Origin of the sequence: Promicromonospora alba (genome assembly GCF_042654905.1) — a bacterium.
Classification (GTDB): domain Bacteria; phylum Actinomycetota; class Actinomycetes; order Actinomycetales; family Cellulomonadaceae; genus Promicromonospora; species Promicromonospora alba.
In genome coordinates, this window is record NZ_JBHSFI010000008.1 from 419,933 (window position 1) to 439,497 (window position 19,565).

Annotated in this window: 26 protein-coding genes; 14 read left to right on the forward strand and 12 right to left on the reverse strand. The window is 70.5% G+C overall.

Going from position 1 to position 19,565, the window contains the following annotated elements; translation table 11 throughout:
• Positions 1–1,276 (reverse strand): phosphopyruvate hydratase (gene eno / locus ACFO6V_RS24495; RefSeq protein WP_377140660.1); only part of this gene is annotated, 1,276 nt, incomplete at its 3' end.
• Positions 1,277–1,437: 161 nt separating this feature from the next.
• Between eno and ACFO6V_RS24500 the strand changes: the two genes are divergently transcribed.
• Positions 1,438–1,860 carry a MarR family winged helix-turn-helix transcriptional regulator gene (locus ACFO6V_RS24500; protein ID WP_377140663.1) on the forward strand — a complete coding sequence of 141 codons (423 nt, stop codon included), beginning with the start codon at positions 1,438–1,440 and terminating at the stop codon, positions 1,858–1,860.
• Between the two features lie 28 nt (positions 1,861–1,888).
• On the opposite strand, the gene ACFO6V_RS24505 is transcribed toward ACFO6V_RS24500, so the two are convergent.
• Both ACFO6V_RS24505 and ACFO6V_RS24510 read right to left on the reverse strand, forming a co-directional pair.
• Positions 1,889–2,788 (reverse strand): alpha/beta fold hydrolase, encoded by a 900-nt coding sequence (locus ACFO6V_RS24505; RefSeq protein WP_377140665.1) that lies wholly within the window; start codon positions 2,786–2,788, stop codon positions 1,889–1,891.
• A gap of 20 nt (positions 2,789–2,808) precedes the next feature.
• Positions 2,809–4,134 (reverse strand): glycoside hydrolase domain-containing protein, encoded by a 1,326-nt coding sequence (locus ACFO6V_RS24510; RefSeq protein ID WP_377140668.1) that lies wholly within the window; start codon positions 4,132–4,134, stop codon positions 2,809–2,811.
• 153 nt (positions 4,135–4,287) lie between these two features.
• On the opposite strand from ACFO6V_RS24510, the gene ACFO6V_RS24515 reads away from it, so the two are divergent.
• Complete coding sequence (locus tag ACFO6V_RS24515) at positions 4,288–4,827, forward strand: GNAT family N-acetyltransferase (RefSeq protein ID WP_377140670.1); 540 nt, start codon at positions 4,288–4,290, stop codon at positions 4,825–4,827.
• 45 nt (positions 4,828–4,872) lie between these two features.
• Here the strand turns inward: ACFO6V_RS24515 and ACFO6V_RS24520 are convergent, their stop codons facing one another.
• The gene (locus ACFO6V_RS24520) at positions 4,873–5,256 is read right to left on the reverse strand and encodes a zf-HC2 domain-containing protein (RefSeq protein WP_377140673.1); all 384 of its coding nucleotides are present in this window, start codon (positions 5,254–5,256) and stop codon (positions 4,873–4,875) included.
• A 115-nt stretch (positions 5,257–5,371) separates the two neighbouring features.
• Entirely contained in the window at positions 5,372–6,070 is a 699-nt protein-coding gene (locus tag ACFO6V_RS24525) for a haloacid dehalogenase type II (RefSeq protein ID WP_377140675.1), read from the reverse strand.
• A 258-nt stretch (positions 6,071–6,328) separates the two neighbouring features.
• On the opposite strand from ACFO6V_RS24525, the gene ACFO6V_RS24530 reads away from it, so the two are divergent.
• Entirely contained in the window at positions 6,329–6,751 is a 423-nt protein-coding gene (locus ACFO6V_RS24530; RefSeq protein WP_377140678.1) for a DUF6766 family protein, read from the forward strand.
• 30 nt (positions 6,752–6,781) lie between these two features.
• On the opposite strand, the gene ACFO6V_RS24535 is transcribed toward ACFO6V_RS24530, so the two are convergent.
• The 4 genes from ACFO6V_RS24535 to ACFO6V_RS24550 are packed head-to-tail and all read right to left on the reverse strand — an operon-like array spanning position 6,782 to position 8,697.
• Positions 6,782–7,357 (reverse strand): TetR/AcrR family transcriptional regulator, encoded by a 576-nt coding sequence (locus ACFO6V_RS24535; RefSeq protein ID WP_377140680.1) that lies wholly within the window; start codon positions 7,355–7,357, stop codon positions 6,782–6,784.
• The gene (locus ACFO6V_RS24540; RefSeq protein ID WP_377141161.1) at positions 7,354–8,061 is read right to left on the reverse strand and encodes a DsbA family oxidoreductase; all 708 of its coding nucleotides are present in this window, start codon (positions 8,059–8,061) and stop codon (positions 7,354–7,356) included. The genes ACFO6V_RS24535 and ACFO6V_RS24540 overlap by 4 nt, the downstream gene beginning before the upstream one ends.
• Complete coding sequence (locus tag ACFO6V_RS24545) at positions 8,061–8,231, reverse strand: hypothetical protein (protein ID WP_377140683.1); 171 nt, start codon at positions 8,229–8,231, stop codon at positions 8,061–8,063. Before ACFO6V_RS24545 ends, ACFO6V_RS24540 begins: the two co-directional genes overlap by 1 nt.
• A gap of 55 nt (positions 8,232–8,286) precedes the next feature.
• A complete protein-coding gene (locus ACFO6V_RS24550) occupies positions 8,287–8,697 on the reverse strand; it encodes a RidA family protein (RefSeq protein WP_377140686.1) in 411 nt (136 codons plus the stop codon).
• 81 nt (positions 8,698–8,778) lie between these two features.
• On the opposite strand from ACFO6V_RS24550, the gene ACFO6V_RS24555 reads away from it, so the two are divergent.
• A complete protein-coding gene (locus ACFO6V_RS24555; protein WP_377140688.1) occupies positions 8,779–9,150 on the forward strand; it encodes a winged helix-turn-helix transcriptional regulator in 372 nt (123 codons plus the stop codon).
• A gap of 38 nt (positions 9,151–9,188) precedes the next feature.
• Here ACFO6V_RS24555 and ACFO6V_RS24560 read toward each other — a convergent pair whose 3' ends face one another.
• Positions 9,189–10,079 carry a LysR family transcriptional regulator gene (locus tag ACFO6V_RS24560; protein WP_377140691.1) on the reverse strand — a complete coding sequence of 297 codons (891 nt, stop codon included), beginning with the start codon at positions 10,077–10,079 and terminating at the stop codon, positions 9,189–9,191.
• Between the two features lie 86 nt (positions 10,080–10,165).
• On the opposite strand from ACFO6V_RS24560, the gene ACFO6V_RS24565 reads away from it, so the two are divergent.
• Positions 10,166–11,281, forward strand: coding sequence for a TDT family transporter (locus tag ACFO6V_RS24565; RefSeq protein WP_377140694.1), 1,116 nt, complete (start codon positions 10,166–10,168; stop codon positions 11,279–11,281).
• An 18-nt stretch (positions 11,282–11,299) separates the two neighbouring features.
• Here the strand turns inward: ACFO6V_RS24565 and ACFO6V_RS24570 are convergent, their stop codons facing one another.
• Entirely contained in the window at positions 11,300–12,385 is a 1,086-nt protein-coding gene (locus ACFO6V_RS24570; protein ID WP_377140697.1) for a phosphotransferase family protein, read from the reverse strand.
• Positions 12,386–12,587: 202 nt separating this feature from the next.
• On the opposite strand from ACFO6V_RS24570, the gene ACFO6V_RS24575 reads away from it, so the two are divergent.
• The 3 genes from ACFO6V_RS24575 (at position 12,588) to ACFO6V_RS24585 (ending at position 14,515) form a co-directional block, all read left to right on the forward strand.
• Positions 12,588–13,013, forward strand: coding sequence for a VOC family protein (locus ACFO6V_RS24575; RefSeq protein WP_377140699.1), 426 nt, complete (start codon positions 12,588–12,590; stop codon positions 13,011–13,013).
• A gap of 67 nt (positions 13,014–13,080) precedes the next feature.
• Positions 13,081–13,578, forward strand: coding sequence for a pyridoxamine 5'-phosphate oxidase family protein (locus ACFO6V_RS24580; RefSeq protein ID WP_377140702.1), 498 nt, complete (start codon positions 13,081–13,083; stop codon positions 13,576–13,578).
• A 70-nt stretch (positions 13,579–13,648) separates the two neighbouring features.
• Positions 13,649–14,515, forward strand: a complete 867-nt coding sequence (locus ACFO6V_RS24585) for a GNAT family N-acetyltransferase (protein ID WP_377140705.1) — start codon at positions 13,649–13,651, stop codon at positions 14,513–14,515.
• 36 nt (positions 14,516–14,551) lie between these two features.
• Here ACFO6V_RS24585 and ACFO6V_RS24590 read toward each other — a convergent pair whose 3' ends face one another.
• Positions 14,552–15,310, reverse strand: coding sequence for a DeoR/GlpR family DNA-binding transcription regulator (locus ACFO6V_RS24590; protein ID WP_377140708.1), 759 nt, complete (start codon positions 15,308–15,310; stop codon positions 14,552–14,554).
• A gap of 48 nt (positions 15,311–15,358) precedes the next feature.
• Here ACFO6V_RS24590 and ACFO6V_RS24595 point away from each other — a divergent pair, with 48 nt between their 5' ends.
• The 6 genes from ACFO6V_RS24595 (at position 15,359) to ACFO6V_RS24620 (ending at position 19,550) form a co-directional block, all read left to right on the forward strand.
• Positions 15,359–15,742 (forward strand): DUF4406 domain-containing protein, encoded by a 384-nt coding sequence (locus ACFO6V_RS24595; RefSeq protein WP_377140711.1) that lies wholly within the window; start codon positions 15,359–15,361, stop codon positions 15,740–15,742.
• Entirely contained in the window at positions 15,739–16,422 is a 684-nt protein-coding gene (locus tag ACFO6V_RS24600) for an NUDIX domain-containing protein (RefSeq protein ID WP_377140714.1), read from the forward strand. Before ACFO6V_RS24595 ends, ACFO6V_RS24600 begins: the two co-directional genes overlap by 4 nt.
• A gap of 31 nt (positions 16,423–16,453) precedes the next feature.
• The gene (locus ACFO6V_RS24605; protein WP_377140717.1) at positions 16,454–17,110 is read left to right on the forward strand and encodes an SDR family oxidoreductase; all 657 of its coding nucleotides are present in this window, start codon (positions 16,454–16,456) and stop codon (positions 17,108–17,110) included.
• 167 nt (positions 17,111–17,277) lie between these two features.
• Positions 17,278–18,141 carry a hypothetical protein gene (locus ACFO6V_RS24610; RefSeq protein ID WP_377140720.1) on the forward strand — a complete coding sequence of 288 codons (864 nt, stop codon included), beginning with the start codon at positions 17,278–17,280 and terminating at the stop codon, positions 18,139–18,141.
• A 3-nt stretch (positions 18,142–18,144) separates the two neighbouring features.
• The gene (locus ACFO6V_RS24615; RefSeq protein ID WP_377140722.1) at positions 18,145–18,609 is read left to right on the forward strand and encodes a PIN domain-containing protein; all 465 of its coding nucleotides are present in this window, start codon (positions 18,145–18,147) and stop codon (positions 18,607–18,609) included.
• A 68-nt stretch (positions 18,610–18,677) separates the two neighbouring features.
• Entirely contained in the window at positions 18,678–19,550 is an 873-nt protein-coding gene (locus ACFO6V_RS24620) for an endo alpha-1,4 polygalactosaminidase (protein ID WP_377140725.1), read from the forward strand.
• The last annotated feature ends 15 nt before the right edge of the window (positions 19,551–19,565 follow it).

A 19,565-nucleotide genomic window follows, 5' to 3' on the forward strand; every position in this document is an offset into this window, starting at 1 on the left:
AACGCGCCGCGTCTCCCAGCTCCTCCTCGATGCGGATCAGCTGGTTGTACTTCGCCGTGCGGTCGGAACGCGAGAGCGATCCGGTCTTGATCTGACCGCAGCCGGTCGCCACCGCGAGGTCGGCGATGGTGGTGTCCTCGGTCTCGCCCGACCGGTGCGACATGACCACCGTCCAGCCCGCCTGGTGGGCGGTGGCCACCGTGGCCAGCGCCTCGGTGAGGGTCCCGATCTGGTTGACCTTGACCAGCACCGAGTTGCCGACGCCGGTGCGGATGCCCTCCCTCAGCAGGGCCTGGTTGGTGCAGAACACGTCGTCGCCCGTGAGCTGGCAGCGGTCGCCGACGCGGGCGGTCAGCTCGCGCCAGCCGTCCAGGTCGTCCTCCGCCATCGGGTCCTCGATGGAGACGACCGGGTAGGCGTCGATGAGCCCGGCCAGGTAGTCGGCCTGCTCGGAGGGTGTGCGGCGCACCCCTTCGCCCGCGTAGTCGTAGACGCCGTCGCGGAAGAACTCCGACGACGCCGGGTCCATGACCAGGCCGATGTCCGTGCCGGGCCGGTAGCCGGTGCGCTCGATGGCGGCCAGCACGAAGTCGAGCGCCTCCTCGGCGGTCCGCAGCGCGGGCGCGAACCCGCCCTCGTCGCCGACCCCCGTGGAGTGGCCGGCCGCGAGCAGGTCGCTGCGTAGGGTGTGGAAGACCTCGCTGCCCATGCGGACGGCCTCGGCGAAGGTGCCTGCCCCCAGGGGCGCGATCATGAACTCCTGGAAGTCCAGCGGGTTGTCGGCGTGCGCGCCGCCGTTGACGATGTTCATCATCGGCAGCGGCAGGAGGTGCACGTCGGGGCCGCCGAGGTAGCGGTACAGGGGTTCGTCGGCGGACGCCGCGGCGGCCTTGGCGGCGGCGAGCGAGACACCGAGGATCGCGTTGGCGCCCAGCCGGGACTTCGTGGCGGTGCCGTCCAGGGCGACCAGCGCCGCGTCGAGACCCGCCTGGTCCGTCGCGTCCCAGCCGCGCACCGCTGTCGCGATCTCCCCGTTGGCGTGGGCCACTGCCCGGTCGACGCCCTTGCCGTGCCAGCGCGCGGGGTCGCCGTCGCGCAGCTCCATGGCCTCCCGGGCGCCCGTGGAGGCGCCCGACGGGACTGCCGCGCGCCCCAGTGATCCGTCCGCCAGGACGACGTCGACCTCGACCGTCGGGTTGCCCCGGCTGTCGATGATCCGGCGGGCGATGACGCTCTCGATAACGGTGCTGCTGCTTCCGACTGCTCGTGCGGACATGGGAGTCCTTCCCGTTGTCGTGTGCCGTGCCCCGGCTGCGACAACGCTGGCGCTGAGCCCGACAACGCCGAACCATACAGCAAACCTGTACAGATTAGGTGTGCAGAATAGGTGTACAGATATGCTGCACAGTTCCGCTGGGCAGCGGGGTAGAGTGTCCTGTGCCTACCTCGGAAGCCGCCGCCATCGCCGCAGAGCTGCGCACCGCGATGGGCAAGCTCACGCGGCGCGTGAAGCACGAGGACCGCATCCCGCTGGGTCAGGTGGCGGTGCTCGGTGCGCTGGACCGTGACGGCGCGATGACCACCAGCGACCTCGCCGCCGACCAGCGCGTACGCCCCCAGTCGATGGCCCGGGTGGTGGGGCTGCTCATGGACGAGAACCTGATCACGCGCCGGGCGCACCCCACCGACGGCCGCAAGGCGCTGGTCGAGCTGTCGGACGCCGGCCGTGCCGCGCTCGAGGCGGAACGCGGACGCAGGGCCGGGTGGCTCGCGCAGGCCATCGAGGCCGAGCTCACCGACGAGGAACGGGCGTTGCTGGCCCGGAGTGCCGCTCTGCTGGAGCGGCTCGCCTCGCGCTAGCCCGCGACGTCACAATGGGTTCGGGCACCTACTCGTTCAGGGCGGACGACGTCGGCGCGTCCTCGGGCCGGAAGTGACCGGCCAGGGCCAGCGCGAGGTCCTCCGGCTTCTCCTCGGCGACGTGATGTCCGGAGTCGATGCCGAATCCGTCCACGTCGTCGGCCCACTCGCGCCAGATGACCAGGGGATCGCCGTACAGGTCCTCGATGTCGTCCTGGAGCGACCACAGGACGCGGAGCGGTGCGGTGACCCGTCTGCCGGCAGCGCGGTCCGCCTCCTCGTGCGCGCGGTCCACCGTGAGGCCGGCGCGGTAGTCCTCCAGCATCGCGCGCACCACCTCCGGACGGGCCACCGCGTCCATGAGCTCGGCGTGGTTCTCGGCGCCCATGGCGGCCGGGTCGGCCTTGCCGCCGTACCACGCGACCGGATCGGCGTTGATCACGCGTTCCGGGATGTCCGGCTGGGCGAAGAAGAACCAGTGCCACCACTCCGTGGCGAACCTCGCGTCCGCTCGGCGGAGATGTTCGCTGATGGGTACGCAGTCGACCAGCGCCAGCCGCTCGACCGCCTGCGGGTGGTCGAGGGCCAGCCGCAGCGCCACGTAGCTTCCGCGGTCATGGCCCGTCAGGCAGAACCGTTCGTGGCCCAGCTGCCGCATGACCGTGAGCATGTCGCCGGCGACTGCCCGCTTCGAGTGGGCGGTGTGCTCGGGGTTGGCGGCAGGGCCCCGCGACCTGCCATATCCGCGAAGGTCGGGACACACCACGGAGAAGCCCGCGTCGACGAGCCGGGGAGCCACGCGGTGCCAGGTCGCCGACGTCCGCGGATGGCCGTGCAGGAGGAGGACAGGCGGACCTGACCCGGCATGCCGGACGAAGATGGACGCATCGTCTGTCTCTACCTGCCCGGTAGCGAATCCCTCGAACACACGTCGAGGTTATCGAAGCGTCACGGGCAGTGCGGGACCGGTGCGCTCCAGGTGCTGCTCGAACGGTTCGAGACGTAGTAGTCGCTGACCCAGCGGCCGTCGCGCAGCTTGTTCCACACCCTTGTGCTCCCGACGGTGCTGCCCCGGTCCTGGCACATCACGTGGGCAAGAGCGCCACGTGGCAGCGGGCTTCCGGTGATCGCGTACGACGTCCCGGGCCCGGTGCGGGCGTTGAGCGAGGTGGTGGTCACCTGTCCCGGGTAGATGCACCGCGGGAGCACCTGAGTGAACCCGGTGTTCGACGGGGTCGAGACGTAGTAGTCGCTGACCCACGCACCGCTGGTCAGCCGGTTCCACACGGAGGTCGTGTGGACCTGCTGCCCGGTCGTCTGGCACATCACGGACAGCGAGGCGCCCGGCGAGTAGGAGCGGACGACGGGGTAGGTGGGCGCCGGGCCGGTGCGGGCGTTCAGCGACGTACTGCTCGTCACGCGGTAGGTGCGTGCGACGGTGGCGACGGGCGCCCTGAGAGAGTCGGAGTCGATGTTGATGGTCACCCCGCCCCAGGTCTCGTCATGGTCCCCGCGGTACTGCTTCGCCCGCTGGAAGTCGGCCCAGTGCGAGTTCGGCGCGGTCGGCCAGCCGGTCAGCGCGGAGTTCCCGTCCCAGCGGGCCATCCACACCGCGTCCGGGCGGGCGTACGTGGTCGAGCTGTACGAGTCGGAGAGGTCGCGCAGCCCCGAGTCCTGATGGACGTACACGCCGGCCAGGTACCCCGATTGGTGCAGCTTCTTCGTCCAGGCCGAGACGTATCGGAGCACCGCGGTGCGGCACGACGAGACCGCGCGGTCGTAGTGCTCGACGTCCGCGTACAGGGCGCTTCCCGGCAGCAGGCCCAGAGCCTTGGCCCTGGTGACCGCGTCACCGGCGTCAGAGGTCCCCCGGGCCGTTGCGTTGTCGGCGGTGAAGAGGTTCGGCTTGTCGCCGAACATGCAGTACGGCTGGTAGCCGAGGTAGGTCGGCAGCAGCTTCCAGCCGCCCGCGACGGCGTCGCGGACCCAGGACGAGGTCAGGTTCGGCTGTGCGCAGGCGCGGTTGTTGCCGCCGAAGTAGATGTTCACCGTGCTGTACGGCGAAGTGCCTTTCCAGGCCTGCAGCGCGGCGAGCGACGGCGCGGTACAGGCGTCGAACCCGAGGCCGACGGCGCGCGTCACCGTCGAGCCTGACGGATACAGGACAGGGGTCTCGGGCTCGGCGGCCGCGGGGACGGTCAGTCCCGCGACGAGGATCGCCAGGCTGCTGCCGAGAACGGCCGCAGCCCGGAGGATCGTGTGTCTGGCGGCCATGGCGCACCTCCTGCTGTTACTGCTGACGGACCAGTCGTCCTGTCGAAAGTGTGCGCCTGTTCGGACCCTTGCGCGAGGGACGAAAGCCCCGAGTTCCTGGGCAGTTTCGACATTCACCCGCTGCGCTCGCGCCGCCCTGTTACTGTCGCCGCCATGGAAGGTCCCACCTCGCGGGAGCCCGAGACGGTGCTCGAGACCGATCGCCTGCTCCTCCGGCCCTGGCGGGTGTCCGAGGCCGCGGTACAGCGGGAGATGTGGGCCGAGCGTGACCCGCGCGTCCCTCCGCACCGTCGGATCGACCCCCAGGGCCGTCCCACCATCGAAGACATCGAGGGCTGGATCCGCGGCCAGTCGCGATCCGGCTCTCTCGCCCTGCTCGCGGCGGAGCGCAAGGGATCCGGTGACGTCGTCGGCTACTGCGGGCTGATCGCCAACACCCACGGACAGGACGACGAGCCGGAGCTCGCCTACGAGCTGCTGCGCCGAGCCTGGGGCCAGGGGTACGCGACGGAGGCCGCGCGGGCGGTCCTCGGGTGGGCGCACGAGTCGGGCTACCGACGTCTCTGGGCGACGGTCCGGGCCTGGAACGTCGCCTCGCTCGGCGTGCTGGCGAAGCTCGGGTTCGCCGAGACCGGCCGCGTGGAACGCGACGAGGCGCACGGGGACTTGCTGTTCCTGGCGAAGCGGCTGTGACCGGCCGGGCGACCCGGTCGGCGCCCCTCACCGAAGGTTGCCGGACTACCGACGGCGGCGCGGCCCGAGCCGTTCGGAGACGTCGGAACGGGTGATGGTCAGCGTCGCGGTGTCGACCACGGCGCGACGCGCCCAGGCGACCTCGCGGATGTCGATGAACGCGCGGATGCACTCGGCACAGCCGTCCAGGTGGAGCTCGAGCCGGCGCGCGCGGCGCGGCGGCAGGTGCCGGTCGAGGTAGTCGTGCATGGCGGCGCGGGTGGAGCGGCACTCCGGCCCGGTGACGGCGCGGACGTGGGCGACACGGGGTGCCGCGCCTGCCCGGACGTGGTCGGGCAGCGGCAGGTCCGCCATGGAACCGCTGGCCTCGGCGTCGGTGTCGAACACCGCGCGTAGGTCGTCGATATCCAGGTCGATGGCGATCGTCACGCGTTCCAGCCCCCTGTGCGCACGGCGTCCGGTTTTGACCGGCTGGGTCCTAGTTTTACTGTGGATGTGGATACATCGAAATTTGGGTGTGATATTCCCTTTGCGAAGGCTGAGCTCAGCCCAGGTCGAGCAGCTGTGCGTGCAGGTCCAGGAGGCTCGTCGCCCGCAGGTCGAACGTGTCGTCCGGGCCGGGCGGATCGCCGTCGGACCGGGGTACGTACGCCGTCCGCATGCCTGCCTTCGCGGCGGCCCGCAGGTCCCACGCGTGCGCGGCCACCATGACCGGCGTGCCGGATCCGGTGGGTGCGCTGTCGTTCGCCAGCGCGTAGATCGCCTGGTCCGGCTTGTACGTACGCGCGTCCTCGCTCGACAGCACCTGGTGCCACCGCAGCCCGGCGTTCGTGCCGATGCCGGCCAGCACCCGGCGGCTCGCGTTCGACAGGCCGAGCACCGTGAAGTCGGCGGCGAGCAGGTCCAGGCCGGCGACGCTGTCCGGCCAGGGCTCCAGCCACTCGGACGCGTCGGCGAGTCGGGCGGCGGCGTCGGGCAGCAGCAGGCCCTCGCGAACCAGCAGGCCCAGCGCCTCGCCGTCCAGCTCATGGCTGGGTGCGAACGCGCGCCGGCCCTCGACGATCGCGCGTTCCTCCTCGGCGACGTGTCCCAGCCACCGGCCGGCCACCTCCGCTGCCGCACCGCTGTCGATGCCGGCCACCGCCGTCACGCGCCGTTCCATGCTCCCGGTCTGATCGACCAGGGTGCCCAGGACGTCGAAGACGAGGGTCGGCCGGCCGGTCCCTTCCGTCGCAGGTTCCATCCGTCCACCGTAGATGAAACGGCGTACCGCGGGGATTGCACCACCTCGCCACACCGCGACAGCTCTGATCGCGCTCTGGATGCGAGTGGGCGGTGACCGTCCTAGCTTCGTGGGGCGGCAGCGCGGTCTCGACGACTGCGCTGCCGCGCCACGACGACGGACGGCTACTCCTTGTGCAGGGCGTCCTGCACCGCGCCCGCGGCCTTCTCCAGCGTCTCCGGGCGCCCCGTGGTCCCGTGGAAGCGCACGTCGGGCCTGGTGGGGTCGCTTGCCACGGTTGACAGCGCTACTGACGAAGCGAAGTCCCGGCCGAGGTTCCACCGTGCCTATTCCTTCGGCATCGTCACGGGCATCTTCTTCATCGTGTCGTGGGTCGGCCAGTTCGTCTTCCAGGCCATCGCGGTGCGGAACGACGCCGTGGAGCACGGCTCGGAGTTCACGTGGTCCGACTTCTTTCCGCAGTTCCTCTCGTCCACGTTCGAGAACTGGCAGTCCGAGTTCCTGCAGCTCGTGTGGCAGGCGGCCGGCCTGATGCTCTTCTACTTCTGGGGCTCGTCGCAGTCCCGTGAGGGCGAGGAGCGCGTCGAGTCCAAGATCGACGCGCTGCTGGAGGACCGCGGCATCGATCCGGAGAGCCTGGACCGCGTGGTGAAGGACCGCGCGGAGGGCAAGCGCTCCTGAGGTCGCACTTCGGACGCCGTGCCCATGAGGCTAGGAGGCGCTGCGCAGGCCCCGGAGCGTGTACTCGGAGCGACGGCGGTAGCCGTCGCGCGGCTGTTCGGCACAGGCCCGGGCGATGATTCCGCGTTCCCAGATGAGGAGCCAGACGTCCTCCGCCGTAAGGTCCGCCCGGACCTTGCCGGTGGCCTGCGCGTCGGCGAGGAGCCTCGCGGCGTTCTCGTTGGCGTGCTCGCAGAGGGCGTTGACCGCCCCGGAGGTGGGCATGGACCGCAGCAGGACGTCGTTCGCGGCGGGCTCGTCGTACTGGAGGAGCCAGATCTGCCGTAGGTAGCTCTCGAACTGTTCGACCGGGTCGTCGATCGCACCGACGGCCGTGATGATGCCCTTGATGCGCTCGGCGACGAGCTCTTCGACCACCGCGTCGATCAGGCCCTGCCGGCCGCCGAAGCGGTGGTAGATGGTGCCCTTGCTGACGCCCGCCGCGCGCGCCACGGCGTCGAGCGGGGTGTTCAGCCCGTGGGCGCGGAACACGTCGAGGGCAGCCAGGCGGATGCCCTCGACGTTGCGCTGCGCGTCGGCGCGCAGGCGCGGGGTCTCCGACGTCACCGACCGGCCCCGGCAGAGGCGGGCGTACCGACCGTCTCGGCCCAGCTCGTGTCCAGGGCCTGCAGGAACGCGTCGACCGGCTGAGCGCCCGAGACGGCGTACTTGCCGCCGAACACGAAGAAGGGCACACCCTGTATGCCGTACTGGTGGGCCTGCTGGATGTCGGCCTCGACGGCGTCCGCGAACTCCCCGCTCGCCAGCGCGGCGAGAGCGGCGTCGCGGTCCAGGCCGACCTCGGCGGCCAGGTCCGCCAGGACCTGGTGGTCGGCGACGTTGAGCCCGTCGGTGAAGTACGCCTTGAACAGCTGCTGGACCAGCTCGTGCTGCTTGCCGTGCGCGGCCGCGAAGTGGCTGAGCTGGTGCGCGGTGCGGGTGGCCACCGCCTGGGCCTGGTCCAGGCGGTAGTCCAGGCCGATCTGGCGGGCGCGCTCGGTGACCTGGTCGTTCATCGCCTGCGCCTGCTCACGCGGGAGGCCGTGCTTGGCCGACAGCAGCTCGGTCGGGCTGACCGGGGCGTCGTCGTCGGTCAGGTGGGGCATCAGGAGGAAGCTGTGGTAGCGGATGTCGACGCCGGAGGCGTGCGGGAACTTCTCCAGCGCCTGCGCCAGGAGGGTGTCGCCCATGTAGCAGAACGGGCACATCACGTCGCTCCACACGTCGACCACCAGGCGGTCCGTGGCCTGGCCGAATGCCTCGCCGGCCATCAGGAGCACGCCCCGTCCAGGTCGCAGACGCCGAACGCCTCGCCCGTGGGCAGGAGCTCGAACGGCGACGTGGGGACGGGCGACGCGGCGGCGTCGACGGCCTCGGTGGACTTCTCCGCGGGGGAGGCGACCACCGGGGCCGGATCCGCGATCACATTACTTGACGTCATGGTCAAGAACCTTAGGCGGAACTTGAACCATGCGTCAAGATCGCCACCGAGGGGCTCAGTCGAGGACGGCGAACGCCTCGACCTCGACGAGCACGTCGGGCTCGAACAGGTAGTCGACGCCGATGAGCGAGACAGGCGGCAGCGGACTCGGGATGCCGAGCTCGTCGGACACGCTCGCGAGGCCCGCCATGAAGTCGTCCATCTTCTCGGGGCTCCAGTGCGTGACGAAGAACCGGAGGCGCACGACGTCGGCGAAGGTCGCGCCGGCGCCGGCGAGGCCGCGGGCCGTGTTGCGGAGCGCCTGTGCCACCTGGCCGGTGAGGTCGCCCGGAGCTATGTGGTTCGCCTCGGCGTCGCGCGCGATCTGGCCGGCCACGTGCACCTGGCGGCTGCCCGTGCCGATCGAGACGTGGTGATAGGGGACTGGCTGGAACATGCCCTCGGGAGTGAGCAGCTGGACGGTCATGGAAGGTCCCTTCGTTGCCGGTCTAGCAGGTATCGCATGTCTACCTGGTGTCCGAAGGGAACTTCAACGAGACTAGGTTTCATGCCGGATACCGCCGAACCAGCCGAGCGCATACAGATCTCCACGCACCACCGTGAGCTGCTCGACCAGGTGCTCGACAAGTGGTCGCTGCAGGTGCTGGACGAGCTCTGCGAGCAGCCGCTGCGGTTCAACGAGCTGCGCCGGGCCATCCCGGTCGTGACCCAGAAGTCGCTGACCGCGACGCTGCGGCGCCTCGAACGCAACGGGATGGTCGACCGGGTCATCGTGAGCTCGCGCCCGATCGCCGTCGAGTACCGCATCTCGGCACTCGGGCGATCCATCCAGGACCTCATCGACGCGCTGTTCCACTGGAGCGCCGAGAACATGCCCGACGTCGAGCGGGCGCGGGCACGGTTCGACGCCGAGGACTGACGCGGGAGCGAGAGGTGACCGGCGCGGGCGCCGTCGGATCAGCCGTTCCGCGCCGCGACGGCCAGCAGCTTCTCCAGCAGCGGGAGCGGCGACGCCCCGGGGGACCGGATGGCGCGCAGCTCGCGGACGAAGCGCAGGCCCTTGACCGGGACGCGGACCAGCCGCCCGGCGGTGAGGTCGTCCCGGACGGCCAGGATGCTGAGCACCGCCGGCGCCGCACCCGACGCGACGGCCGTCCGCACCGCCGCGGTGGTCGGGAGCTCGGCCAGCGGGGTGGCGATCTCGTGCCCGGCGTCGGTCAGGAGCTGCTCGGCGCTGAGCCGGGTGCCGGAGCCCTTCTCGCGGGTCACGAGCGGGGTGCGGGCGAGCTCGGCGGCGGTCACGCCCCGGCGTCGGGCCCAGGGGTGCTGCGGCGCGACGACGGCGACGAGCTCGTCCTTCGCGACGGTGGTCGTGAGCAGGCCGGGGATCTCCGTCGGTGTCTCCACGAACCCGAGCTGGTGACTGCCGTCGGTGACCAGCTCGATGGCGTGCGCGCTGTTCGTCGCGGTCACCGAGATGGCATGCTCGGCGGCGTCGTGGCCCCGGAGCGTCATGAGCCAGCGGGGCAGCAGGTACTCCGCGACCGTGAGGCTCGCGGCGATCGCGAGAGGTCGCGCGTGACCGGCGGTGCGCAGTGCGGCGACACCGGCGTCGAACCGATCGGCCGCCTCGACCGTCTCGGCGGCCCACTGCGCCGCCATCGTGCCGTCGAGCGTGAGCGTGCTGCCGCGCGGCCCGCGGACCAGGAGCGCCACCCCGAGCATGCGTTCCAGCCGGCGCATCCGGGTCGACGCGGCCTGCTGGGTGATGTCCAGCGTCCTGCTCGCGGCGGAGATCGAGCCGACCTCCGCGATCGCCGAGAGAAGCCGGAGCGACGGCAGGTCCACACCGCTCCCAGCTACAACGTGAGGTTGTGGTTCCACAATGAGATCGAGGATACCGGCCGGGTCCACCGGTCGGGAGACTGAGACGTATGGCCCGCTTCAGCATCGCCGCCGTCACACCGAACTGGTTCGCATCGGTCATGGGTACCGGGATAGTCGCCAACGCCGCGGTGACGCTGCCCGTGCAGCTCCCGGGCCTGCGCCAGGCCGCGGTCGGCTTCTGGCTGCTCGCGTCCGCGATGCTCGTCTTCTTCCTGACCGCCACGGTGCTGCACTGGCTGCGGCACCCCGCGGTCGCGCGTGCGCACCACGCCGACCCGGTGATGGCGCACTTCTACGGCGCCCCGCCGATGGCACTGCTCACCGTGGGCGCCGGGACGCTCCTGATCGGCCGGGACGTGGTGGGCCTGCAGGCCGCGGTCGCCATCGACGCGGTGCTGTGGACGGCGGGGACCATCGCCGGCCTGGTCAGCGCGGTGGCCGTGCCGTACCTTGCCTTCACCCGGCACCGGAACGCCCCCGACGCGGCCTTCGCCGGATGGCTGATGCCGGTGGTCCCGCCCATGGTCTCGGCCGCGACCGGCGCGCTCCTCCTGCCGCACATCGCGCCGGGGGAGGCCCGCGAGACGATGCTCCTGGCCTGCTACGCGATGTTCGGGCTGAGCCTCGTCGCGTCGCTGGTGATCCTGCCCCAGCTCTGGAGCCGGCTGATGCACCACCAGGTCGGCGCGGCCAGGATGGTCCCCACCCTGTGGATAGCGCTCGGTCCGCTCGGCCAGTCGGTCACCGCGGCCAGCCTGCTGGCGGCCCACGCGGGCGGCACGTTCGGGGCCACCTTCGAGCGCGGGCTCGTGTACTTCGCCGTCGTGTTCGGAGTCTCGGTGCTGGGCTTCGCCCTGATGTGGGCGGCGATCGCCGCCGCCGTCACGGTGCGCGCCGCCGTCCACGGGCTGCCGTTCTCGCTCACCTGGTGGTCGTTCACGTTCCCGGTCGGCACCTGCGTGACGGCGACCGCCGGGCTCGCCGCGCACACCGGGCTGACGGCGCTCGCGGTGCTGTCCGTGCTGCTCTTCGCCGGGCTGGTGGTGGCGTGGGCGGCCGTCGCCGTCCGGACCGCATGGGACAGCTTCGGCCGGCGGCCGGCGCGGGTGCCGGCGCCCGCCGAGGTGCTCGGCGAGCGGCGCGTGCTGACCACCGTGGGCTGAGCCGACCGGCGCCCGGGATCAGCGGACCGGCGTCACCACCCCGGCCGCGGCCGCCCAGGACAGGGCGCGCAGGCCTCCGGACCGGATGTCGTCGACGTGCGCGGCGAGCTTCGCCGGGTTGTCGTGCTGGAAGCCCTGGCGCAGCAGTGTCAGACCGGGGCCGAGGCGGAGGTGGAGCCCCCAGGTCAGGTGCGCGATGGCGAAGCCGAGGGCCGCGGCATGGCGCAGGTCGGTCCCGGCGAGATCGCTGAGGGCCCGGCCGTAGGTCTCGAGGATCGCCGGCTCGTCCAGCTCGCCGGAGCCACCGAACCCGCGGTAGAGGGAGACGAAGGTGCCGAGGTCGAACCCCACGGGCCCGACGCCCACGTGCTCCCAGTCGATGAGGGCGAGGGTGCCGCGCGGGTCCAGGCCGGCGTTGCGGGGTGTGAGATCACCGTGGACCAGGGTCTTCGGCAGCTCCGCGGCCCGTGCGCCCAGACCCTCTGCGGCGTCCAGGCAGGTGTGCAGGTCGCGGACCTGGTCGGGGGTGAACAGCGCCCGGAGCAGTGGGTCGTCGGCCAGCGCCTCGAGGTTCTCGTGGCCCGTCTGGATGTGATGGGTATAGGCGGCGTAGCCCTCCAGCTCCAGCCAGGGGGCGTCGAGCAGGCCGGGGCGCAGCACCCCAGGGATGTACAGGAGCGCGGCGCGGCTGGCGGCGATCGTCGCGGTGTCGGGGGTCCAGCTCTGCTGCAGGACGGCGCCGATGTCGCGCATCACCACCCAGGTGAAGCCGTGATGGCTGAACACCGTCGCGGCAGGCGGCGTCGTCAGCCCGTTGGGCAGCAGGTCGGAGATGCCGCTGCCGTAGAAGTGCGCCTCGCGGCGGTCCAGGAGGCTGTCGCGCGAGTCGAGCAGCGTATGGCGGCCCCAGCCCAGGATCTTGACCGCCCACAGGGACGGGCAGGTGTTCGGCGCCGCGATGCTCGCCCGCAGGACCGCCGCCTGACCAAGACCGGTCGACTGGTCCACCACCGAGAGCACTCGCGCGCCCGCGCCCCAGGGTCCGTCGTGGGAGGCCAGCGCGGCCTCGATCGTGTCGGCGTCGGGCAGGACACGCTCGGTCATCGGTTTCCTCACGGCAACGGTGCTGTGGAGTCTCGGACGAAGCACATCCGACCACGGTCGGGCGAAAAATGTGCATTTCATTCTTGATGCGACGGCCAGATCTCATGACCCATGTCGAGAATCCGGCGGCGGCTCCGTCCCAGGGTCAGAAGCGGCCGCACGGGCCGCGCTACAGAGAGCGAGCAGCATCATGATCACGCGGATGGAAAACGTAGGCATCGTCGTCGAGGACCTGCCGGGCGTCATCGAGTTCTTCACCGAGCTCGGGCTGGAGCTGGAGGGCGAGGCCACCGTCGACCAGGACTGGGCGGCCCGCGTCTGCGGGTTCGACGAGGTCCGGTGCGACATCGCGATGCTGCGGACTCCGGACGGCAACGGCCGCGTCGAGCTGATGAGGTACCGCACGCCGACGGCGGTCCGCACCGGACCGGTGAACGCACCGGCGAACACGCTGGGTCTGCACCGCGTCCTGTTCGCCGTCGACGACATCGAGGGTGTCGTCGCCGGCCTCGGGTCCCGCGGCGTGGAGCTCCTGGGCGAGCTGACGCGCATCGAGGACAGCTACCTCTTCTGCTACGTCCGCGGTCCCGAGGGAATCATCGTGGCGTTCGCGGAGAAGCTCGGCTGACGGTCCGCCAGATCTGCCGCCGTCCGATCAGACGCACGACCCGAGAACAACCCGAGGAGCGATACCGATGGAACAGAACGAGCTCACCGAGGTCCTGAACCGGCCCTACAGCCAGGAGCTGCTGGCCCGTGACATCACCCGCCTGGCCTACGTCGCCAAGGACGGTACGCCGCGCAACGTCCCCATCGCGTTCGTCTGGAACGGCTCGACGATCGTCATGTGCACCACGAGGAACGCCCCGAAGCTGGCGAGCCTGCGCGCCAACCCGACGGTCGCGCTGACCATCGACACCGAGTCGCACCCGCCCAAGATCCTGCTGATCCGCGGGCGGGTGGAGCTGGACGACGTGGACGGCATCCCGGACGAGTACCTGACGATGAACACGAGCTACGAGATGACGGCGGAGCAGCGGGTCGAGTGGGAGAAGGAGGTCCGCTCGCTCTACGACGGGATGGTCCGGATCGTCGTGACCCCGACGTGGGCGAAGCTGATCGACTTCGAGGCGACCCTGCCGAGCGCGGTCGAGGAGCTGGTCCGGGGGCGTGCGGAGCGGCAGCGGGCGTGACACCTGTGTGCGTCCGGCGGGCGCGTAAAAAGGATCGCGGACGGGTCGCGCGGGGAGATTGGATGCGGTCATGGCGGTCATCATCAGCAAGCCCGGGATCGACGAGCTGAGCGAAGTCCTCGGCACGCTGCGTGAGTGGCAGGACGACGCCGCGCCGGTGCAGCTGCACCCGGGGGACGTCGGCTGGTACTGGAGGTTCGGTGCTCAGCAGACCGCCGAGGCCCTGCGGACCTGGAGCCGGGACGGGCGGGTGCTCGCCGTCGGGCTGCTCGACGGCGCCACCATCCTGCGGCTGACGACGGCGCCCGACGTGCGGCGCGACGAGGAGCTGGCGCGGCAGCTGGTGGCGGATGTGACGCGGCCGGAGCACGGGGTGCTCCCTGAGGGAGCGGTGAACGTCGAGGCGCCGTCCGGCACCCTGGTGAACGACCTGCTGGCGGCCGAGGGCTGGGGCACCGACGCGCCGTTCACCCCGTTGCTGCGTGACCTCACCGATCCGGTCGAGGAAGCCGGCGTGCGGGTCGAGGTGGTCGGGCCGGACCAGGTCAGCGAGCGCACGGCAGCGCAGCGAGCGTCGTTCGACGTCTCGACGTTCACCGACGAGCGATGGCACGCGATGGCGGCCGGTCCTCTCTACGCCGACGCGCGATGCCTGCTCGGCTATGACGACGCGGGCGAGGCCGTGGGGGCGATCACGGTGTGGTCGGCCGGTCCTGGAAAGCCCGGGCTGATCGAGCCGTTGGGGGTGCACCCGCACCAGCGCGGTCACGGCTACGGCACAGCGCTCACCGTCGCCGGGGCGGCCGCTCTGCGCGAGCTGGGTTCGTCGAGCGCCCTCGTCATCACCGAGAGCACCCGCGCTGCCGCCGTCGCTACCTACATGTCGGCAGGTTTTGAACGCCTGCCTGAGCGTCTGGACCGGCGCCGGGCCGGGTAGCTGCTCTTGCCCGGGTAGACGGAGGGCTCCGGGGAGTCACCCCGTCGTCAGTACCTCGACACCCAGCGCTCTGATCTGCTTGACGACGGCGTCGTGCGGGTCCGCGTCCGTGATCACCCCGCTCACCTTCTCCCAGGGCAGCACCCGGAACCGGGAGGCGGTCCCGATCTTCTCCGACGACGCGAGGATGTACGTGTCCGCCGCTCGCGCGGACAAGGCCCGCTTCATCGCGGCCTCCTCCGCGTCTCCGGTGGTCAGACCGGCCTCGGGGTGTACGCCGGTGACGCCGATCAGGCAGATGTCGGCGGAGACGTTCTGCGCCGCCTCGACCGCGGCGGCACCGTAGGCGACCGCTGAGTGCTTGAAGACCCGGCCGCCGAGCAGGAAGATCTCCGCCTGCGGATGCTCGAGCAGGGCGACGGCGATGGTCGGGCTGTGCGTGATGACCGTGCACGCGAGGTCCGGCGGGAGCGCCTGGGCCACGGCGAGGGCGGTCGTCCCGCCGTCGAGAATGAGCGCCCCACCGGGGCGCACCAGCCCGGCGGCCAGCGAGGCGACCTTGCGCTTGCTGTCCGGAGCCACGCTCTGCCGTGCGGCGTAACCGACCACGGCCGGCGAGACGGGGAGCGCGCCACCGTAGACGCGCTGGACCAGGCCCTCGGCGGCGAGGTCGCGCAGGTCGCGCCGCACGCTGTCCTCGGAGATGCCGAGGTTCGCGGCGACGTCCTTGGCGACGACCTTGCCCTCGCGCGCCAGGAGTCCGAGCAGGTGATCACGCCGTTCAGCAGCCAGCATCCGCATTCTCTCCCGTTCTTGCACGTTTATGCATGTACGGTAACACTCATGACCGACAAGCCCCTGCTGATCCTGATCGCCGGCCCCTACCGCTCCGGCACGGACGGCGACCCACAGGCCATGGCCGCCAACCTCGCGCGCCTCGAAGCCGCTGCCTGGCCGGTCTTCGAGGCCGGGCACATCCCGATGATCGGGGAGTGGGTGGCCCTGCCCGTGCTGCGCTCCGCCGGCGCCGGGATCACCGACCCCCTGGCGGACGAGGTCCTGTACCCGGCCGCCGATCGCCTGCTCGCGCACTGTGACGCGGTGCTGCGCCTGCCCGGCGACTCTGCCGGAGCCGACCAGGACGTCGCCATCGCCCGTCGTCGGGGCCTGGCCGTCTATCACGACGTGACCGAGATCCCCCGTCGGGTTCCGCAGGAGATCGCATGACCGGCCACCCCGGCGTCGAGGTCCCGGACCACCGCGGCCGCACCGGCCTCGACCAGGTCGGCCGGGGCCTGGACCGCAATCCCGGCGTCGTGGTCCGCGACGTCGAGCTCACCTCGCGGGGCTGGCACGTCCTGCGCCGCACCACTCTCGACTACCGCCGCCGCGACGGGCGCTGGGAGAGCCAGCAGCGCGAGACCTACGACAGGGGCAACGGCGCCGTCGTCCTGCCCTACGACGTCGGACGCGGCTGCGTGCTGCTCACCCGGCAGTTCCGCTACCCGGCCTACGTCAACGACCACCCCGACGGGATGGTCGTCGAAGCCGCCGCCGGGCTGCTCGACGCCGACGATCCGGTGACCGCCGTCCGACGGGAGAGCGCCGAGGAGCTCGGCGTCACCCTCGGCGAGCTCACCCACGTCCTCGACGCCTACATGAGCCCCGGGTCGGTCACCGAGCGTCTGCACTTCTTCGCCGCGCCCTACACGCCGGCGGACCGGACCGGGGCCGGCGGCGGGCTCGAAGAGGACGGCGAGGACATCGAGGTGCTCGAGCTGTCATTCGCCGAGGCGCTCGCCATGACCCGCGACGGACGCATCGTCGACGGCAAGACGATTCTGCTCCTGCAGTGGGCGGCTCTGGACGGGCCTTTCGCTGCCGCCCGCATCGATCAAGCGGCATAGCCTGGAGCCGAACCCGACGGAAGGAAGCACCATGTCCCGCGTTCTCATCATCGGTGGCCACGGCAAGATCGCGCTCCGGCTCGCCCCTCTCCTCGTGGAGCGCGGCGATGTCGTCACGAGCGTGATCCGCAACCCCGACCACCAGGACGAGGTGGCGGCCACCGGAGCGATCCCGCTGATCGCCGACGTCGAGCACCTCGACACCGACGGGCTGACCGCGCTCCTGGACGGGCAGGACGCCGTGGTCTGGTCGGCCGGCGCGGGCGGCGGGAGCCCGGAGCGCACCTACGCCGTCGACCGCGATGCCGCCGTCCGCTCGATGGACGCCGCGAAGGCGGCGGGCGTATCGCGCTACGTGATGGTGTCGTACCTCGGCGCCGGGCCTGGTCACAGGGTGCCGGAGGACAACTCGTTCTTCGCCTACGCGGAGGCGAAGACGGCGGCCGACGAGCACCTGCGCGCCTCGGATCTCGACTACACGATCCTCCAGCCCGGCCCGCTCACGCTCGACGAGCCCACCGGGCTCATCGAGGTGGCCGACCCGGGCGACGGCCGGGTCTCCCGTGCCGACGTCGCGGCGGTCGTCGCGGCTGTCCTGGCGGACAGCACCACCGTGGGGCGCACCATCGCGTTCGGCAACGGCGGGACGCCGATCGCGGAGGCAGTCAGCGGCACGGTCCAGAGCTGATTCAGGTCTGTTGACGACCGGGCTGCGTTGCCGACATCGGTTGTGTTGAGCACCCGCGGCCCGCGCCAATCCGAGCCTGTGAATAACCCTCGGTCACCGCGCTAGTCGCTGGGATACTTGGTGACGGCCAAACATACGTGCGTCGTCCTGCCTGAGGAGGGATCGCGATGACAGTGCAGTTCGATGTTCGACTTGTCGAGATGCCGATGCCTGACGGGGAGATATCAGTCGCCGACCTGGTGGCGATCAGCGGCAAGCTGCAAGAACTATCGACGAGGGTAAGTCGTTGGATCGGCGGCATCGATGGCGTCGGCCGTGGTTCACGTGCGGTTGAAGCCGCGGCCGCACTAAGGATCTCCGGTATCGGGCAGGGCAGCACCACTCTTCAGTTCAAGAACGGGACGCACGACGCACTGGACTTCGACATGCCGTTCGAACGAGAGGTGAGTTCGAGATTCTGGGAGATCGTCACTGCGATCGGTAATGACACCCCTCCAGCGGACGCGCCGGTCAACGTACGGGAGAGCGCGGTCGCGCTCCTCGACTCGTTGCAGCACGCGGCACCGTTGGTCGAGGTGACTCGGAACGACGGCGCTCGCGTGACGTTCCGACCGAGTGAGCGCGACAGGGCGGTCTGGCTGGAGCAACCGACAGCATCGGTGCCGTCGGCGACGTCAGTGGTTGGAAAGCTCGAGATGGTCGACCTGCGTGCCAGGCGGTTCCGGCTCGCTGACGACGTCGGCAATCGAATCACTCTTGAGCAGGTAGATGACGCGGAGGCTGTTTCACGCGAACTTGTGGGCCGGCGCACGGAGGCGACAGGTGTCGCCGTCCGGGATTCACGAGGAAAAGTGACGTCCATCGAATCGCCGGAACTGCACGCGGTCGAAATCCCTGACACGTGGCAGCACCGGGGAGAAGCGAATCGATGGGTTCCCGACGCCACTATGACCGGACCTGATCCCGACGGCGGCGTCGAATTCGACGACGACGAGTGGGACAGCTTTCTCGCCGCTGTTCGGGGTGGGTGACCCGTGGTCGACGCACAGTTCGTCTTGCTGGATACAGACGTCTGGAGCATGGTCTATGCCCGCGCGCCGAAGAAGCGTGACGAGCGGGCGGCAGGATGGGCAGCGCAACTGCAAGGCAGGACAGTTGTGATCTCGACACAGACTCGGGCAGAGGTCCTGTCGGGTCTGGCGTCGAGAGATCTCGGTGAGCGTCGACGTTCAGCGATCGTGGCACAGCTCGACGCGACTCCAACCGTTCCTGTCACAGAGGACATCGTCGTCGCGTACGCCGACCTCACTGGTGATTGCCGCCGTGCCGGTCACGCGCTCCAGCACAAGCAGCACACCGGCGACCGTTGGGTCGCTGCCACGGCCATCGCAACGGGTATTCCGCTGCTCGCGGGTGACGCCATCTACCGGGGCGCTCCGGGTGTACCGATCTTCGGTGCGAATCACGCGCCTGCGGCACAGCTCTTCCATCGTGAGTAGGGGTTGCTGATCATCAGACACGATGGCGCGGGGCGGAGCGTCACCACCGCTGCCCATACGATCGGCAGATGCCTCAGAAGCTGGTCGTCGCCGCGCTCGTCGTCCTTGTGCTCACGAGCTGTCAGGCAGGCTCCGGCACGGGGCAGGCTGTAGATGAACCTGCAGGTCAAGAGGCCACGTCCGTGACTCTTCCACCGACGAACGGGCAGTTCGACTATCAGCTCGGAACCGCCTACGAGCTCGACGGTGGGCTCGACGTCGTAGTGCGGGACGCGACGGCCGGGCCCGCCGCGGGCGCCTACAACGTCTGCTACGTCAACGGGTTCCAGACCCAGCCCGGCGAGGCCGATCTCTGGCTCGACGGCAACGAGGACCTGCTGCTGCACGACGCGGCGGGGGAGTTAGTCGTCGACCCGGACTGGCAGGACGAGTACGTCCTGGACCCGTCTACCGAGGCGAAGCGCGATCGCATCGTCGACATCCTCGGCCCGGTGATCACGGGGTGCGCCGACGCGGGCTTCGACGCGGTGGAGATCGACAACCTCGACACCTGGACCCGGTTCACCGAACCGAGCACGGGCCTGATCGAGCGGGACCCCGCGCTCGCGCTCGCCGGCTCGTACATCGACCTCGCGCACGAGTCGGGCCTGGCCATCGGCCAGAAGAATGCCGCCGAGGCGACGACGGCGGCCCGTGAGCTCGGCTTCGACTTCGCGGTCACCGAGGAGTGCGCGGCCTACAGCGAGTGCGGCTCGTACACCGGCGTCTACGGGGAGCGCGTGCTCCAGATCGAGTACACCGACAACCTTCCCGCCGGGTTCGACGCCGTCTGCGCCGACCCGGACCGTGCCCCGCTGACGATCCTGCGCGACCGGGACCTGGTGGGTCCCGACGGCGCCGCCTACGCCTACGAGCAGTGTCAGCCTGTTGATTCAAAATGAATCACCGCGTAGTCT

Excerpts from the sequence above, each read along its gene's own strand:
- ACFO6V_RS24510 (WP_377140668.1), bottom strand. The coding sequence starts at position 4,134 with ATGGCCGCCAGACACACGATCCTCCGGGCTGCGGCCGTTCTCGGCAGC.
- ACFO6V_RS24515 (WP_377140670.1), top strand. The coding sequence starts at position 4,288 with ATGGAAGGTCCCACCTCGCGGGAGCCCGAGACGGTGCTCGAGACCGAT.
- ACFO6V_RS24525 (WP_377140675.1), bottom strand. The coding sequence starts at position 6,070 with ATGGAACCTGCGACGGAAGGGACCGGCCGGCCGACCCTCGTCTTCGAC.
- ACFO6V_RS24540 (WP_377141161.1), bottom strand. The coding sequence starts at position 8,061 with ATGGCCGGCGAGGCATTCGGCCAGGCCACGGACCGCCTGGTGGTCGAC.
- ACFO6V_RS24545 (WP_377140683.1), bottom strand. The coding sequence starts at position 8,231 with ATGACGTCAAGTAATGTGATCGCGGATCCGGCCCCGGTGGTCGCCTCC.
- ACFO6V_RS24550 (WP_377140686.1), bottom strand. The coding sequence starts at position 8,697 with ATGACCGTCCAGCTGCTCACTCCCGAGGGCATGTTCCAGCCAGTCCCC.
- ACFO6V_RS24555 (WP_377140688.1), top strand. The coding sequence starts at position 8,779 with ATGCCGGATACCGCCGAACCAGCCGAGCGCATACAGATCTCCACGCAC.
- ACFO6V_RS24565 (WP_377140694.1), top strand. The coding sequence starts at position 10,166 with ATGGCCCGCTTCAGCATCGCCGCCGTCACACCGAACTGGTTCGCATCG.
- ACFO6V_RS24570 (WP_377140697.1), bottom strand. The coding sequence starts at position 12,385 with ATGACCGAGCGTGTCCTGCCCGACGCCGACACGATCGAGGCCGCGCTG.
- ACFO6V_RS24575 (WP_377140699.1), top strand. The coding sequence starts at position 12,588 with ATGGAAAACGTAGGCATCGTCGTCGAGGACCTGCCGGGCGTCATCGAG.
- ACFO6V_RS24580 (WP_377140702.1), top strand. The coding sequence starts at position 13,081 with ATGGAACAGAACGAGCTCACCGAGGTCCTGAACCGGCCCTACAGCCAG.
- ACFO6V_RS24585 (WP_377140705.1), top strand. The coding sequence starts at position 13,649 with ATGGCGGTCATCATCAGCAAGCCCGGGATCGACGAGCTGAGCGAAGTC.
- ACFO6V_RS24590 (WP_377140708.1), bottom strand. The coding sequence starts at position 15,310 with ATGCTGGCTGCTGAACGGCGTGATCACCTGCTCGGACTCCTGGCGCGC.
- ACFO6V_RS24595 (WP_377140711.1), top strand. The coding sequence starts at position 15,359 with ATGACCGACAAGCCCCTGCTGATCCTGATCGCCGGCCCCTACCGCTCC.
- ACFO6V_RS24600 (WP_377140714.1), top strand. The coding sequence starts at position 15,739 with ATGACCGGCCACCCCGGCGTCGAGGTCCCGGACCACCGCGGCCGCACC.
- ACFO6V_RS24605 (WP_377140717.1), top strand. The coding sequence starts at position 16,454 with ATGTCCCGCGTTCTCATCATCGGTGGCCACGGCAAGATCGCGCTCCGG.
- ACFO6V_RS24610 (WP_377140720.1), top strand. The coding sequence starts at position 17,278 with ATGACAGTGCAGTTCGATGTTCGACTTGTCGAGATGCCGATGCCTGAC.
- ACFO6V_RS24620 (WP_377140725.1), top strand. The coding sequence starts at position 18,678 with ATGCCTCAGAAGCTGGTCGTCGCCGCGCTCGTCGTCCTTGTGCTCACG.